Source organism: Paraflavitalea soli, from assembly GCF_003555545.1.
Lineage (GTDB): Bacteria > Bacteroidota > Bacteroidia > Chitinophagales > Chitinophagaceae > Paraflavitalea > Paraflavitalea soli.
Window position 1 is genome coordinate 8,164,808 of sequence record NZ_CP032157.1, and the last position, 13,972, is coordinate 8,178,779.

Genomic DNA, 13,972 nt, shown 5'->3' on the forward strand with positions numbered 1-13,972 from the left:
TTAGCATTTTGAAGAAAATAGTTGACTTAAAATGCGTTTTTCTTGCGTTTATCGATACAATAATAACCGCAATTATGATATAATCCAAATATTTCTTAATATTGGCGGCTTCTAAAAGCTTTATATGAGAAAAGCGGAACGACATAAACTTATCCTGAGGGAAATCAACCTCCATAACAAAGTGCTTTCAACGGATTTAAGCTCCCTGCTGAAGATTTCTGATGATACAGTCAGGCGGGATCTGAAGGAGCTGGCAGAATCTGGAAAAGTGTTGAAAGTGCATGGCGGAGCTGCCAGTAAATCTTTTGTTGCACCTTTCAATGCACAAAATGAAGTTTATGCGTTAATGGAGAAGAAGAAAATTGCAGAAAAAACGCTAAAACTGATCCGCAACAATATGGTTATTCTCACAGAAGGAGGGACTACCATACTGGAGTTTGCGAAAATGATCCCGGATACACTGAAGGTTACCTTCTTCACTATCAGTCCGCAAGTAGCGATCACCTTATCGGAACACAGCAATTTAGATGTGATTACCATTGGCGGGAAACTCAATAAAAATGCAAACCTGCATATTGGAGCCAGCGTTATCAATGAGCTGGCAGACCTCAAGGTTGATCTCTGTTTACTGGGTGCAAATGCTTTTTCTTCAGAAGAAGGGTTAACAGATATGGACTGGGAAATTGTGCAGGTAAAGAAAGCCATCATCAGGGTTTCGAAAAAAAGTGCAGTACTGAGTATTTCCGAAAAATTGAATACTGTACAACGGATCAGGATCTGTGATCCCAATCAGATCACCTATCTTATTACTGAATTGAATCCCGACGATCCTTTGCTGACTACTTACAAAAAGAACGATCTGCAGGTGCTGTAACTTCCGTATTCACTGCGCGCCCGGAATAAATCCGCATAGCTAACCTTTTGGCCATTGATTACGAGGACTAAACCAAAAAAAGGACAAGCGCCTGGGTCTAGTCTTTCTCCTCCTCCTGTTTCATTTGCTGTATAATATTGCTCACTTCCTGTTCCGTGCTTTTGAGTTTGCTTTTGCAAAACTCCAGCAGGAAGGAGGCCCGCTTTAATTTTTCTGCCAATACATCCACCGATACTGTCTCCGCTTCGATATCGGCAGCGATCTCTTTTAACTCTTCGTACGCGGCTTCATAAGTCAGTGTTGCTGTCATCGGCTGGCGCTTTAGCTTTAATGGTGCTTGTTATATTCGTATTGTCGAGTAATACACTGATGTCTGCTCCTACAGGCAGCAGGCTGGCTTTGGTGGCGATCCGGCCCTGGTACGATACCAACGCAAACCCTCTTTTCAAAATGCTGGCAGGGTCCAATACCTGCAACAGTTTTTCCAGTCCCTGGATATCATCCCTTTCGTGCGACAATAGCCTGATGCTGGTAAACTGAAGCTGGTGGTTGATATTCAACAGATCTTTTCGTTTACTGTTGAACAAGATAGCCGGTTTAATGATCAGTTCGTTGCCCATGGCGTCTAACCTGCGCCTATACAGGTGCAGGCTCGTCTGTGCTGTATGCAGCAACTGCCGTTCTACAGTTACCAGGTCCGATTTATTGTTAGCCACCCATTGTTGGGCTTTCACCAGCAACTTGTTTTGTAGCTGGTTGATCCTGTCTTCAAAAGCCCGGTTATGCGCGATGAGGAACTCCGCTACCTTGGTAGGCGTTTTAAGCGGTGTATGCGCCATCAGGTCTACAATCGTTTCATTGTGCTGATGCCCGATACCTGTAATGATGGGGATCGGGAATTTGGCCGTCACCTGGCCCAGCGCAAAGGTATCAAAGACCAGGAAGTCCGTGGGCGAACCGCCGCCCCGTATAATCACTACAGCGTCATAAGGTTTACCCGAGGTAAAAACCTGCAGCAGCCTTTCCTTGATCTGTGCTGCGTTGGCTTCCCCTTGTACGGTGGTAAAATAGGTATCTACAAAAAATTGATAGCCATATTGGTTATTCAGTAGCGTATGGTGGAAATCCTGGTAACCGGCCGATGTTTGCGCCGTAACTACCGCAATGCGCTGCAATACAACCGGCAGTTTAAGCAGCTTATTGGCTGTAATATAGCTATCCCCGGCTTTTTGGATATATCCACTGCATTCGGTGAGCAGGCGTTGCAGCGTAGCCTGCTTTTGTTGTTCCAGCTGTCCGATCGTATAGCCCGCATCAACATCCAGTAGCGTAAGTTTTAGGCCATACACAGCACTATAATCAACCGATACCTTTATCAACACCTGTAAACCATCCGTAAACCGCTGCCCCGTTGCTTTTTCAAAAGCCGCTATTTGCCGGGCGCCGGCTGTCCAGGCTGCCGCACTGATCTTGGCTTTCAGGCCCGCCGATCCCGCTTGTTTTTCTACCAGGTCAAAATAATGAAATCCCCGGGCCGGTTGCCATTTGTGCCCCGTGATCTCTGCTATCACCCAATAGAATTGCCCCTCAAACCGGTCCTTGAGGGCCGCCTCAATCTGGTAAGTGAGTTCAGATAATTGAAGGGCTGGTATCGATAACATGCGTTCAATCTGGTTTGACCAGCCCCGAAATTATTGAAAAAGGCCCGTACTGCATTTGCTGCCCGGCCAATAGTCGGCCATCAACTTAAAATCGCCAGTTGATGAATGGCAAACTACGTTTGCTATTTACATTCCATAATCCAATCTGCACCCCTTTCAGGTCTTTGCATACATTCAACAGCCCGATCTGAAGACCCCTGCCTTTGAGCGCCCGGTTGGTAATACCGGTGATTACTACCCCTTTGAATTCATCCGTCCTGTTCTGCGTTCCTGTGATGTGCAGGCCTGTCATTTCATTAACCATACTGATGGCTCCGTTGATGCTTATGCCCCGTACCCGCATATCATCGCCTATCAGCCCGCCCGCACTTATGCTCAAGCCGTTGAGAGATGAATGGACGTTTGATTTGTCGAGCGTGTCCGTCATTTTAGCCAGATCTGTATTGGCAAACATATACGCGATACCAAACATGCCCAAAAACGCAGAGATACCATCGACACTGAGGTTCATACCATTTATCACCAGTGGATTTCCATCATCCATATTGGTTTGCAGCCCCACAGTGAGGCCGTTTATTTCCGTAGCTTTCGAAGGCGTGAACCAGGCTATATTCTTTACAAGCCTGGGTCTTTTCTTTGGAGCCGGACGCGCGTAGTAGTTCTTTTGAGCAGTGTCTTTATGCTCCCCCGGCATGGCACTTTCGGAGTAATAGGTAATACCCCGTTGTTCATATACCTTGTCCAGCCCCTGGGCAGTAAGGTAAGATACCAGTTCGTAAACGACCGAATAACTGCTGTCTGCTGCATAGGAAATGATCTTTTCCGTAGGAAAGAACCTGGGCGTATTACTCTTTTCAAACACATACCGGCACTTGCTCAATGAGTAAGTCCCATAAAGTCCAAGCAGGCGGTCGCCGATCAGCCTGATCTTTTTAAGCTGCATGGGATGCAGCGCAAGCGTATCCGTCTGCCAATCTTTCCACAGCACGATGGTATGGTTGAATGCACTCGTATAATAGATCGAATCATTCCTGATATCAGTTACCCTGATCGATAATACCTGCTTGTTTTTTAAAACGAGGTCATAAATACAATTGCGGTAGATGTAAAAAGCATTTTTGCCAGGCCGGTAATCATTTTTTTCAAAATGGGCCTCCCCGTTCCCGGGCACAAAATAAAGGTTCTGGCTGCTGTCTGCCTGCGCCAGGCAAACCGTGTTTAAACAAGTTAAACATAACAGGATCATTGCAAGAATACGTATCATGAGCAGGGTTTGAGGTGATACCCACAAACCTATCTTAGCCTGCCCGTAACGCCTAATGGGTATCTGCTGCCCTTAGGCCTGCTTTTGCAGCTGGCCATAATTCCCGAAGGTCCGGGAAGCAGGATTACGGATTATCCATATTCATATTGGCTATTCGTCCGTTGAATGGCAGAAATCCGTAAAGAACACTTGGGTATTACGGATTTTCAGTAATTTCCTTTCGTAAATGGAAACAAAACAATTGCAACAGCAGCTTTTCCGGCATTTAAAGGAAAGCCTGCCATCCCACCTGTCCCTCGTAGATGAATTGTGCCAGCTGCTCGACCTGAGCGCCGATAGCGTATACCGCCGTATCCGGGGCGAAAAGCCCGTTACCCTTATCGAGCTAAAACATATCTGTGAGCATTACCACCTGTCCCTGGATCAGCTATTGCAGTTAAAGAACGATTCAGTACTTTTCCGGGCGCCCGGTATCACCAACCCTTCCATTCCTTTTATCGAGCACATGAAAGGAATGCTCGAACAGTTCAGGTACTTCAACTCCTTCAAACAGGGTGAGATCAGCTACCTCTGCAAAGACGCCCCCTTCTGGTATTTTTTCCTTTTCCCCGAAATGGCAGCCTTTAAGACCTTTTTCTGGTGCAAAACCATCAACAATGAGCCTGCTCTTGCCAATCAATCATTCTCACTCGAAGAGCATCGGTTCGAAGAGTGCTTCGCCATTGGCAAGCAGATACTGGAAGAGCATAGCCGGATGAATACCGTGGAATTGTGGAACCTCGAAAGTATTCACAGCAGCATCAATCAGATTGCCTACTACAGGGATGCAGGTATTTTCAGGGATAAGAAAGACCTGCTGGCTGTTGTTGAATCCTTTATTCAAATGATCGATCATTTGCAGGCCCAGGCAGCCAAAGGCGTGAAGTTTATGCCAGGTGCTACAGATATTGGGCATAGGGGTCCTATTCAGTTTTATGTAAATGAACTCATCCTGGGCAACAATACCATTCTTCTTAATCTCGATAATAAAAAGATATCCATGATCACCTATAGTGTATTCAGTTACCTGATTACGCAAGACAATCGGTTTGCCGCCAAAGCATTTGATACATTTAATACCTTACTAAGCCGGTCAACATTGGTGAGCAGATCGGGTGAAAAGGACAGGAACAGGTTTTTTAATACGTTGCGCGATAAGGTCGATCAGCTAAGAACCCAATGATTTTCTTCTAAATGCCATTTGACAGAAACGAGGCTTGTTTTTATTCTGCTTTAGGCGTTCTTTTGCGTCCGGATTATGCATAAAAAGAAATTAATATTATTTATTATCAGTTTGGTGTTCATCATCGGATTCTTTCAGCTTCCACAAAATCGGACATGGTTGAAGACTGTCCTCTCATATGGCCGTGATTTTCAAAACCAACAAAATCATCTTGACCGGGAAACCCGGATGCGCAGGCGGTTCGGGAATGACTATACTTTTTCAAAAGATATAGCTACCTCATTCGACAGGAAAGGTATTAAGGACAAAGTTCTGGTATTAATGCCGCCCACCACCTATTTCACGAAGATGGGTATTAAGTATCATGTACCGGAGCCTGCTGTGTTTTATTATTACACAGGACTAAAAACGATCTGGGCCAATAGCAGGGAGGCGATCAATGCCGGATGGTATGTAAGGGTAAGTGCGGGCAAAATTATAATAGACAGTGTGGCTGATAAAAAAGACCTGCAGGATACAATTGTTGCATTCCAAAAAATGGGTATATCCCTATGATCAATTGGCTAATGATTTTGTTACTCACTTTGCTCCAGCTACTAACAGGAATGGGTTTTGTTAGGCTGTTCAGAATTTGGTTGAGACCGGGTATACTACTGCCTTTATGGATATTGTGTGGGGTGATGGTATTTTCGTTCATGCCATTTTTGCTACAACTGCTGTACATCCCCCTCACCTGCATCAATATCTTTATAGCCCTGGTAGCTGCCTGCTTATTACTAAATATAAAATACAAAACGGGTCTGGCACAACTGGTAAGACTGGTCAGGGAAAGCCGTTTTCAGATCAGGTTGTATGAGATCCCTTTTCTGCTGGTCATCGTCCTGGTAGCGGCTGTGAGCGTTTGGCGTTGTTTTTATTATCCTCCCACACCCAGGGATCTTACTTCCGGTGCAGAAGTTATTGCTGAATACGCGGTGAAAGAGAAAACAATGATCAATTCAGTTTTCACGGTAAACCTGGAATCCACTAATAACCAATTTAAGCCTCCTTTTATTGCTAGTTTACAGATCATTTATAAGTATGCTGGTTTTGCTTTTGGACAGGTATGGCTTAGCACCATATTTATTTGCTTCCTGGTATTTTTGTATCATGTACTCTGTCTGCGTATCCACAGGGTATTAGTCGGTTTGTTGATGGTCATTTTGCTTGCCATACCGGAAATGTACGCATACACCTTTATGGCATTATTTGATTACAGCAACGCTGTCTTTTTCTTCCTGGGTACTTTTTTCCTTTTTGAATATTTTAAGCATAGAACAAGGAATTATGTTGCTATGGCTGGTATGCTCATGGGTTTTGCCACCTATATCCGTTCTGAAACGGTGATCCTGATTGGCTTTATGACGCTTTCACTGGCATGGTATTATTTAAAAAATAAGAAAAGCTTTACCAGGTTCCTTATTGACGGCACATGGTTTTTACTACCTGCCGTACTTTTTTACCTGTTGTCAATTACCCTTTATTGCAATTATTACCTGCCAGCAAAATACGATATAGGAGAATTGGTAAATAGAAACCTGTTTGATCTTGCTCCTTTATGGGAAAGGATAACTACCATGAATAAAGAATTGATCTTTAGTGCGCAGGGGATCACGCTGTACGGGTACAGCTTTTTTATTTTCTTGCTTGTACTTTTGGGTGATCTTATTTACTCTTTCAGGCTGAATCCTGAATCCCGGAACTGGTTATTTGCTGTTTTTGTAATTTACCTCGGTATGCCAATGCTTGGTTACCTGTTGCCATTGCTGGATATTAGTAATTCCACTAAAAGAGGATTGTTTAAAATATTTCCCTTGTTGATACTTTATATGGGGACAAGTACTTTACTGATCCGTCTTTCCGAAAAAATAAAACGATGGGAAGAAGCCCGGTGATCATTGCAGGCCTTTGAATATCCTCGATTTAACAATGCCGGTTTTCTGAAGAAAATACTGAAAACTTACACGCAGTACCCCTGCTCCATATTGGAGACTCCTGCTGAAATTAATGGAAGAGGCCTCATCAAAATATTTGGTGGGACAGGTTATTTCTGCGATCTCAAATCCTTTATAAAATATCTGGGCCAATAGCTCATTGTCGAAAATGAAGTCATCTGAATTTTGCTCAAAAGGAATGGCCAGTAATACCTCCTTATGATAGGCCCTGTATCCGGTATGGTATTCAGACAATTTCTGCCACATCAATAGATTTTGAGCAGCTGTGAGGAAGCGGTTGAAAAAATACTTGTACAAAGGCATACCACCTTTTAGGGCGCCTTTTCCCAATATCCGGGAACCCAGTACTACCGGGTACACCTTATTAGCAATTAAATAGGCCATAGGCCCTATGAGGGCCGGGGTATATTGATAATCGGGGTGAAGCATTACAATGATATCTCCACCAACTTCCAGCGCTTTTCTATAACATGATTTCTGGTTGCCGCCATATCCTTTATTCTTTTCATGGCTTATGATATGCGCAATGCCGATCGCCCTGGCCACTTTAATCGTATCATCTTTACTGGCGTCATCCACCAGGATTACCTCATCTACGATAGTGCGGTCAATTTCTTTATAAGTTTTTTCCAATGTCAGAGCTGCATTATAAGCAGGGAGAACAACGACTACTTTTTGACCATTGACCATGAAATACCTGTGATTGAGCCGCAATATTAACTAATAAATCCAACAAACCCCGCTTTCCATTTCTGAGCTATTTTCATAGCCGTTTCGATCATGGCCGGATCCCAGTTTTCCACCTGCCATTCAGAACAGGCCAGCGATGACTGGCCCAGCAGCGTCCTGGCTTCCTCATAAGAATGAGATGTTTCCAGGATAGTGGAAAGTGCTGCTTGTTGCTCGTAAAGTCCTTCATCCTCAACTGGCGGGCCCATTACGATGGGCGATAAAGGTAAAAAAGAGGCGAGGTTGGTTAAATAAGCAGGTTGACTTTGGCGGCGGATGATACTTTCCATCTCCAGAAAATCTGCATAGAATTGTTGTTTACTTTCTATGCTCTCCAATCCATTGCCCAATTGTTCCAGCACCACATATTTGAGATGAGGACATGCCGGTATCACCGTTTCCAGTAATTGAAATACTGCTGCAGGTACCGCATCATCATGCGTATCCCTCCTGATCGTACGGCCTTTCTCAATCTGCGAATGATCCCAGCTGCCGCCGGAAATATGTATTTCCCGCACCCTGTCCAAGGGATAAAGCCCGATAAGCTCTTCGAGAGCGATAGAAAAGTTGTGCAGCTGGCACCAGAGATTGTGGAGGTCTAATATGATAAAGCCATTCACAGGTTCAAGCAATTTGTCCAGGAACCTGCCATGACGTTTCACTTCATCCAGTGAGTAAGAAAATGCCAGGTTTTCAAGTCCTACCGGACATTGGCAGGCGGCGTATATCCGCTTCAGTCTGTCTTGTCCAATAGCTAGTGTGGTTGGCGTATAAGGAATATTCAACGGCGCGCCCTGGTGAAAGTTCTTGCCTGTCATGAACCCAAAATGCTCAGTAATATGATCAAACTGAAATTCACTACAGGTCTGTTGTAACGCTTTTAACCAGGCTTCCTGTTCAGGAAGCCATTTGCCGGAGAAAAGTGAAAAGAAAACCCCATGACCTATGAGCCTTTTCTCCTTACTGAATGCAGTCAGTAATTCCTGGAACCAGGTTGGGATTTCCTGTACTTTGTATAGTGTATCAAAAGACCATTCCAACGCTTCTATTCTTGATTCCTCCATCAGGGGAAGGCAGGCGCCAAGAATATCATTATCCAGGTTGCAGGCTACGGTAGATAGTATTTTGGACACTTGGCTTGAATTGAGCAATTATAATGTTCACTGAAGCGATCATCCCATACCGCAGGCAGGACAGGGATAAGGAGGTTTGTTTTTCTCTTCTTCTTTCGACTCCTTTTTCGCCTTCGAATCTGGCTGGTCCTTTTCTTTTTTGCAGGAAGTGGTTGTTTGTACGGCAATGCCGATTAAGATAGCGCTGAGTAGCGTTTTTGGCAATTTCATTTTTGCATCTTTAAAAAATGAGTAATTAAGCTGATTGACAGGCTTTCTTTCAAAAACGTGGCATGCGAAGAGAACTTCATAGGAGAAAAGACTAATTGCTATGCGCAGAGTACCTTACAAAAGACACTTATTATTTTCTTTTGAAATGCTTGCTTTTTTTATATTGGTTGTTGACCAGTACATTAATGGAATCATAAGAAACGTCAATAAGCTGGCTGATCCTATCCAGCTCTTCCAGCGTAAATTCATGCACATTATTGATCAACCGCGTCATTCGGTTGTTATTCGTGCCCAGGTCCCCTGCTAAAACTGTCTTGGGCAAATAGGTGAATATTTGCTTGAATTCGGTAATATACCCCGATTCAATCAATTGTTTTACCCCCGTATAGCGTTCATCCTTTGTCATGCTCCAAAGAAAAAAACAAATGATAAATAAATTAGCATAAAGTACAGATCATTCTTTTTTAGTTACAATGCGACTTGTTAAGGTGATACTTCGTATTATGTTAATGACAGGTCGTATTGATTACTGTTATAGCCGATGTAACGTAGTGCCAGAGAGCATAACATAGATTCTATACTTAGTCACTTTGTAAGGTGAAAAAGATGCTATGGTAGCAACAAGGGGAGGTTTTGAACAAACAAAAATACTAAATATATTAGTATTCGGGGTGAAGGAGACAATAAAAATAACAGTCTTTGACACGGATCAAAACGCTCCGATCGTTTTTTTGACTACCAGTTCCTTATACATAGCGAAATTGCCCGGATCTGTTTCATGCAGTTCCATAATGTGGATCGGGTGTGGATAATCGTTGTGATTTTTGTTGCTTTCCTACCGATCGGATTACTTTTCCCCCTGTACAGTACAGGATATATGGCTTTTTTTGGTACTATTATTGTAACTAAAATTCAGCTAAACGAATCCCTTTTCTCCTTCACCGTATAGAAATTCTGCCGTCCTATTCTTTCATGTGCCCAAGTCTTTGTATGAAAAAAACTGTACTTAAAATTTTTCATAATGTCATTATTGTTGTTGGTCTCCCTGTATGAGTTCAGGCAGTTTCTCCAGATCGTTTTGTGGATAGCTGTACCTGCTACGCTGATTGCTGTTGCCCTTACCATTTTCTTACATTACCGCCGCAAGAAAAGACAGGGAGGACTGGAGCTGGCCCTTCATGACGAAAATGGCTGGTCCGAAACTATACTGAGAAATCCCGCTTCATCCGCCTTACTGCAAACCGCGGGAGGTGATCATCCCGAAGCCTTGCCAGACTGGTTGGCCAGCGCTAATCCCGACAATACCCCCCTCCTAAAGAAATATGAACACGAAGTGAGGCGCTACAGGGAAAACTATGCCATCCTGGAACAGGATTTCCGGGAGCTGGAAGAAAGGTATACAGACTTGCGCAACAAAGCCTATCACACAGATAAAGAAGGAGATATATCTCTTGTAGCCCAATTGCAGAAAGAGATCCTAACCTACAAAGAAAAGATCAGCCGGTTGCAACACGCAGCTGTGGTGCATGATGGAGCCGGTGATGACGAGGCTGCCAAAATGCAGCAATACCATGCACAACAGATAGAAGATCAGGCCATTCAGTACAAGCAGGAAAATGAACACCTGGCTGATCAACTACAACAGGTGCAACAACTTTTACAGCAATTACAGGAAGAGAACAACCGCTTACAGCTCTTGGTAATTGCCGGCAATACCGCAGCAGTGGCCGTTGAACATGGAAACGATGAGCGTATCCAGGCTTTACAACAGCTCCTGGCGCAAACCGAATCAGAACGGAAAGCATTGAAAGAGCAACTGGCTGAGCAGGAATACCTACCCGATGTACTCGAAGAAAAAAGAGTCCATATTGATTTTCTGCAGCGCCAGCTTGAACAACGCATAAAAAATTACCATGTGTTGGAGCAGCAGGCCGGCGATTCGGCTGCTCAGTTACAACACATGCAGATATCTATGAATGAGTTTGACCAGCAAATTCAGCGCCTTACCGGAGAATTGAAGGCTCAGCAACAACAAGCTGCCGAATCCCAGGCTGCCCTCCGACACAGCCGGGAAGAAGGTTTGCAACAGCAGCAGATCATCCTCACCAAAACTGGCCATATTGAACAATTAGAAGAGAACATAAAAGAATTGAAGGAACAACAGGGCCTGTTTCAAACCGAAATCGCTGAACAGCAGCAGTCTGTACAATCCCTCCAGCAACACCTGGCCAATGAACATCAAAAAGCAGCAGCTTTGGAAACAAAACTGGAATTGAGCAGTCAGCTCTTGCTCAGGATCTATGCCGAACTGGCCAAATCACTGGGCAACCACGCATTGGTGAATACCAGTGCGCAAGCTGAAATAGCCGCAGCAAACGGAGAGATAAATGAACCATTCCAATTACAGGCTTCACTGTAACATATAGTCATAATCATATAGTACTAAGGGTATACCCATACTGGGCGGCATCCCATGGGCTGCAGGAAGCAGGCCACGCGTGGGTATTATGACAATTTTAACATTTTGCCCTGGCTGCCGCTGCACGGCGATTCGTTATAGTTTCGTTAACTTACAACAAATTGCCCCCGTATGAGAAAGTATGCCCCCGCAAACAACTTCATCATTACGCTACTGGTACTAATCGTTGTCGCCGCATTTCATCCTCCCATCAGCAATATTTCCCTCACCGGCGCCTGGCAATACCAGGAAAATGGTCGGGAAGAAACAATGACCTTTGTAGATGGGTACTTCGTGCATGCCGTTTATGACAAAGCTGGCAAACAATTTCTCTATACCTGGGGAGGTCCTTATAAGGTGAAAGATGATCAAATAGAAGTCACCACCGAATTTAATACACAGCAAAAAGATAAAGTAGGGGAGACAGTGGGCATTACCTGGTCCGAAAATAATGATCAATTGGTTGTTACCGTAGAAGGCAAAGAAAAGACCTGGAAGCAACTGGACAAGGGATTGGGTGATCTGGCAGGTGTTTGGCGCATTGCCGGCCGCAAGCAGGGAAACCAGCCTGTTACCATGCCCCTGGGCCCCAGGCGCACACTCAAAATATTATCAGGTACCCGTTTCCAATGGGTCGCCATCAATATCGACACCAAAGAATTTTCCGGAACTGGTGGCGGTACCTACACCTTTAAAAATGGTAAATACACCGAAAATATTGAGTTCTTCAGTCGCGATAACAGCCGGGTAGGGGCCTCCCTCACCTTCAACGGAAAGGTTCGTGGCACCGAATGGGACCATACAGGCCTGAGCTCCAAAGGCGATCCCATTGATGAAATGTGGAAAAAACTCAATGCAGAATAAAGTCCGAAAACTCAGTAAAGTCGGAAAGACCGAAACCAATACCTTTCTCCGACTTTCCGACTTCCAGACTAATTATGCACAATATGGGGATTCTTACGGTCTTTCCTCCCGATAGCTATCGGGACGACTTCCCGACTTTCTTCTTAACTTGCGCTCATGCAACAATACCTTGATCTGCTGCAGCATATTATTGATAAAGGGGTTACCAAAACCGATCGTACCGGCACCGGTACTACCAGTTGTTTTGGCTACCAGATGCGCTTCGACCTGCAGCAGGGATTTCCCGTGGTTACTACCAAAAAACTTCACCTCAAAAGTATTATTTACGAACTACTCTGGTTCCTGCAGGGCGATACCAATACCCGCTACCTGAAAGAACATGGCGTAAGTATTTGGGATGAATGGGCCGATGAACAAGGCAACCTGGGACCCGTATATGGCAAGCAATGGCGTAGCTGGGCAGGCGCCGATGGTAAGACCATCGACCAGATCAGCGACGCCCTCAAACAGATAAAGAACAATCCCGACAGCCGTCGGATCATTGTGAGCGCCTGGAATGTAGCCGAATTGCCTGAAATGGCTTTAATGCCCTGCCATGCCCTCTTCCAGTTCTACGTAGCGCCGGGTGTCAATGGCGGAAAAGGCAAACTTTCCTGCCAGCTGTACCAGCGTTCGGCAGATGTATTCCTGGGCGTGCCATTCAATATCGCTTCTTATGCACTCCTCACCATGATGATGGCGCAGGTATGCGACCTGGAACCAGGTGACTTCATCCACACCTTCGGTGATGTGCACCTGTACAGCAACCACGTAGAACAAGCTACCTTGCAATTAACCCGCACCCCTTATGCTTTGCCGGTAATGAAACTCAACCCTGCTGTTAAAGACCTTTTCCAATTTACCTTCGAAGATTTTACATTGGAAAATTACCAATCCCATCCGGCCATCAAAGCGCCGGTAGCAGTTTAAAATCATCTATGAATATAGCCTTAGTTGTAGCCGCTGCAGAAAACAACGTCATTGGTAAAAACAACCAATTACTATGGCGCTTGCCCAATGATACCAAGTTCTTTAAGAACACTACCTGGGGCATGCCGGTGATCATGGGCCGGAAAACCTTTGATTCATTGGGAAAGCCCCTGGCCGGCAGAACCAATATCGTGATCACCCGCCAGAAAAACTGGACGGCGCCAGGTGCTCAGGTCGTGGCAACCCTGGAAGAGGCAATGGCTGCCGCCGCTGATACCGATGCCAAAGAAGCCTTTGTAATTGGGGGAGGAGAAATTTACGCCCTGGCATTACCACTGGCCCAAAGGATCTACCTCACCAGGGTGCATACTACCCTCGAAGGGGATGCTTATTTTCCCGAATTTGATGAACAACAATGGCACCTCTTGTCCAACCTTGATTTCCCCGCCGATGAAAAGCACGCCTATGCATATAGCTTTCAGGTGTGGGGACGGAAGACTGAGGGCTGATGTTAGGGCATGACCTCCGGAGCATGAAATAGATATCTTCGGTGTATTCTTCTGTATTCTAAATTCTGTATTCTATATTCTCTTC

The 13,972-nt window shown here is 44.8% G+C and carries 15 protein-coding genes; 8 read left to right on the forward strand and 7 right to left on the reverse strand.

The features are described 5' to 3' along the window. Positions 1–124: 124 nt before the first annotated feature. The gene (locus tag D3H65_RS31550) at positions 125–874 is read left to right on the forward strand and encodes a DeoR/GlpR family DNA-binding transcription regulator (RefSeq protein WP_119054129.1); all 750 of its coding nucleotides are present in this window, start codon (positions 125–127) and stop codon (positions 872–874) included. 97 nt (positions 875–971) lie between these two features. On the opposite strand, the gene xseB is transcribed toward D3H65_RS31550, so the two are convergent. The 3 genes from xseB to D3H65_RS31565 form a co-directional block, all read right to left on the reverse strand. Further along, the gene (gene xseB, locus D3H65_RS31555) at positions 972–1,184 is read right to left on the reverse strand and encodes an exodeoxyribonuclease VII small subunit (protein ID WP_119054130.1); all 213 of its coding nucleotides are present in this window, start codon (positions 1,182–1,184) and stop codon (positions 972–974) included. After that, the gene (gene xseA / locus D3H65_RS31560; protein ID WP_119054131.1) at positions 1,162–2,535 is read right to left on the reverse strand and encodes an exodeoxyribonuclease VII large subunit; all 1,374 of its coding nucleotides are present in this window, start codon (positions 2,533–2,535) and stop codon (positions 1,162–1,164) included. Before xseA ends, xseB begins: the two co-directional genes overlap by 23 nt. Before the next feature lie 85 nt (positions 2,536–2,620). Then, complete coding sequence (locus D3H65_RS31565) at positions 2,621–3,799, reverse strand: LA_2272 family surface repeat-containing protein (RefSeq protein WP_162915902.1); 1,179 nt, start codon at positions 3,797–3,799, stop codon at positions 2,621–2,623. A gap of 226 nt (positions 3,800–4,025) precedes the next feature. Here D3H65_RS31565 and D3H65_RS31570 point away from each other — a divergent pair, with 226 nt between their 5' ends. The 3 genes from D3H65_RS31570 (at position 4,026) to D3H65_RS31580 (ending at position 6,955) form a co-directional block, all read left to right on the forward strand. After that, positions 4,026–5,021 carry a helix-turn-helix domain-containing protein gene (locus D3H65_RS31570; protein WP_119054133.1) on the forward strand — a complete coding sequence of 332 codons (996 nt, stop codon included), beginning with the start codon at positions 4,026–4,028 and terminating at the stop codon, positions 5,019–5,021. Between the two features lie 159 nt (positions 5,022–5,180). Further along, positions 5,181–5,576, forward strand: coding sequence for a hypothetical protein (locus D3H65_RS31575; protein WP_162915903.1), 396 nt, complete (start codon positions 5,181–5,183; stop codon positions 5,574–5,576). Positions 5,577–5,716: 140 nt separating this feature from the next. Next, positions 5,717–6,955: a hypothetical protein gene (locus D3H65_RS31580; RefSeq protein WP_162915904.1), complete on the forward strand. Its 1,239-nt coding sequence runs from the start codon at positions 5,717–5,719 to the stop codon at positions 6,953–6,955. Here the strand turns inward: D3H65_RS31580 and D3H65_RS31585 are convergent, their stop codons facing one another. The 4 genes from D3H65_RS31585 to D3H65_RS31595 form a co-directional block, all read right to left on the reverse strand. Then, positions 6,956–7,705 (reverse strand): glycosyltransferase family 2 protein, encoded by a 750-nt coding sequence (locus D3H65_RS31585; RefSeq protein WP_119054136.1) that lies wholly within the window; start codon positions 7,703–7,705, stop codon positions 6,956–6,958. It abuts the gene before it with no gap. A 26-nt stretch (positions 7,706–7,731) separates the two neighbouring features. After that, on the reverse strand, positions 7,732–8,877 hold the full coding sequence (locus D3H65_RS31590; RefSeq protein WP_245999635.1) for a multinuclear nonheme iron-dependent oxidase: 1,146 nt from the start codon (positions 8,875–8,877) through the stop codon (positions 7,732–7,734). Positions 8,878–8,916: 39 nt separating this feature from the next. After that, complete coding sequence (locus tag D3H65_RS33105; RefSeq protein WP_162915905.1) at positions 8,917–9,087, reverse strand: chryseobasin-related MNIO class RiPP peptide; 171 nt, start codon at positions 9,085–9,087, stop codon at positions 8,917–8,919. A gap of 130 nt (positions 9,088–9,217) precedes the next feature. Beyond that, complete coding sequence (locus D3H65_RS31595; protein ID WP_119054137.1) at positions 9,218–9,493, reverse strand: hypothetical protein; 276 nt, start codon at positions 9,491–9,493, stop codon at positions 9,218–9,220. Positions 9,494–10,108: 615 nt separating this feature from the next. On the opposite strand from D3H65_RS31595, the gene D3H65_RS31600 reads away from it, so the two are divergent. The 4 genes from D3H65_RS31600 (at position 10,109) to D3H65_RS31615 (ending at position 13,887) form a co-directional block, all read left to right on the forward strand. After that, positions 10,109–11,506 carry a coiled-coil domain-containing protein gene (locus tag D3H65_RS31600; RefSeq protein WP_119054138.1) on the forward strand — a complete coding sequence of 466 codons (1,398 nt, stop codon included), beginning with the start codon at positions 10,109–10,111 and terminating at the stop codon, positions 11,504–11,506. Between the two features lie 171 nt (positions 11,507–11,677). Next, positions 11,678–12,409, forward strand: a complete 732-nt coding sequence (locus D3H65_RS31605; protein ID WP_119054139.1) for a membrane or secreted protein — start codon at positions 11,678–11,680, stop codon at positions 12,407–12,409. A gap of 156 nt (positions 12,410–12,565) precedes the next feature. Next, complete coding sequence (locus tag D3H65_RS31610; protein WP_119054140.1) at positions 12,566–13,378, forward strand: thymidylate synthase; 813 nt, start codon at positions 12,566–12,568, stop codon at positions 13,376–13,378. An 8-nt stretch (positions 13,379–13,386) separates the two neighbouring features. Next, positions 13,387–13,887 (forward strand): dihydrofolate reductase, encoded by a 501-nt coding sequence (locus D3H65_RS31615; protein ID WP_119054141.1) that lies wholly within the window; start codon positions 13,387–13,389, stop codon positions 13,885–13,887. Positions 13,888–13,972 lie beyond the last annotated feature (85 nt).

What these genes read in the sequence shown, in the direction of transcription:
- D3H65_RS31600 (WP_119054138.1), top strand. Translation starts at nt 10,109, where the DNA reads ATGTCATTATTGTTGTTGGTCTCCCTGTATGAGTTCAGGCAGTTTCTC.
- D3H65_RS31565 (WP_162915902.1), bottom strand. Translation starts at nt 3,799, where the DNA reads ATGATACGTATTCTTGCAATGATCCTGTTATGTTTAACTTGTTTAAAC.
- xseA (WP_119054131.1), bottom strand. Translation starts at nt 2,535, where the DNA reads ATGTTATCGATACCAGCCCTTCAATTATCTGAACTCACTTACCAGATT.
- D3H65_RS33105 (WP_162915905.1), bottom strand. Translation starts at nt 9,087, where the DNA reads ATGAAATTGCCAAAAACGCTACTCAGCGCTATCTTAATCGGCATTGCC.
- D3H65_RS31570 (WP_119054133.1), top strand. Translation starts at nt 4,026, where the DNA reads ATGGAAACAAAACAATTGCAACAGCAGCTTTTCCGGCATTTAAAGGAA.
- D3H65_RS31615 (WP_119054141.1), top strand. Translation starts at nt 13,387, where the DNA reads ATGAATATAGCCTTAGTTGTAGCCGCTGCAGAAAACAACGTCATTGGT.
- D3H65_RS31610 (WP_119054140.1), top strand. Translation starts at nt 12,566, where the DNA reads ATGCAACAATACCTTGATCTGCTGCAGCATATTATTGATAAAGGGGTT.
- D3H65_RS31550 (WP_119054129.1), top strand. Translation starts at nt 125, where the DNA reads ATGAGAAAAGCGGAACGACATAAACTTATCCTGAGGGAAATCAACCTC.
- D3H65_RS31580 (WP_162915904.1), top strand. Translation starts at nt 5,717, where the DNA reads ATGCCATTTTTGCTACAACTGCTGTACATCCCCCTCACCTGCATCAAT.
- D3H65_RS31595 (WP_119054137.1), bottom strand. Translation starts at nt 9,493, where the DNA reads ATGACAAAGGATGAACGCTATACGGGGGTAAAACAATTGATTGAATCG.
- D3H65_RS31605 (WP_119054139.1), top strand. Translation starts at nt 11,678, where the DNA reads ATGAGAAAGTATGCCCCCGCAAACAACTTCATCATTACGCTACTGGTA.
- xseB (WP_119054130.1), bottom strand. Translation starts at nt 1,184, where the DNA reads ATGACAGCAACACTGACTTATGAAGCCGCGTACGAAGAGTTAAAAGAG.
- D3H65_RS31585 (WP_119054136.1), bottom strand. Translation starts at nt 7,705, where the DNA reads ATGGTCAATGGTCAAAAAGTAGTCGTTGTTCTCCCTGCTTATAATGCA.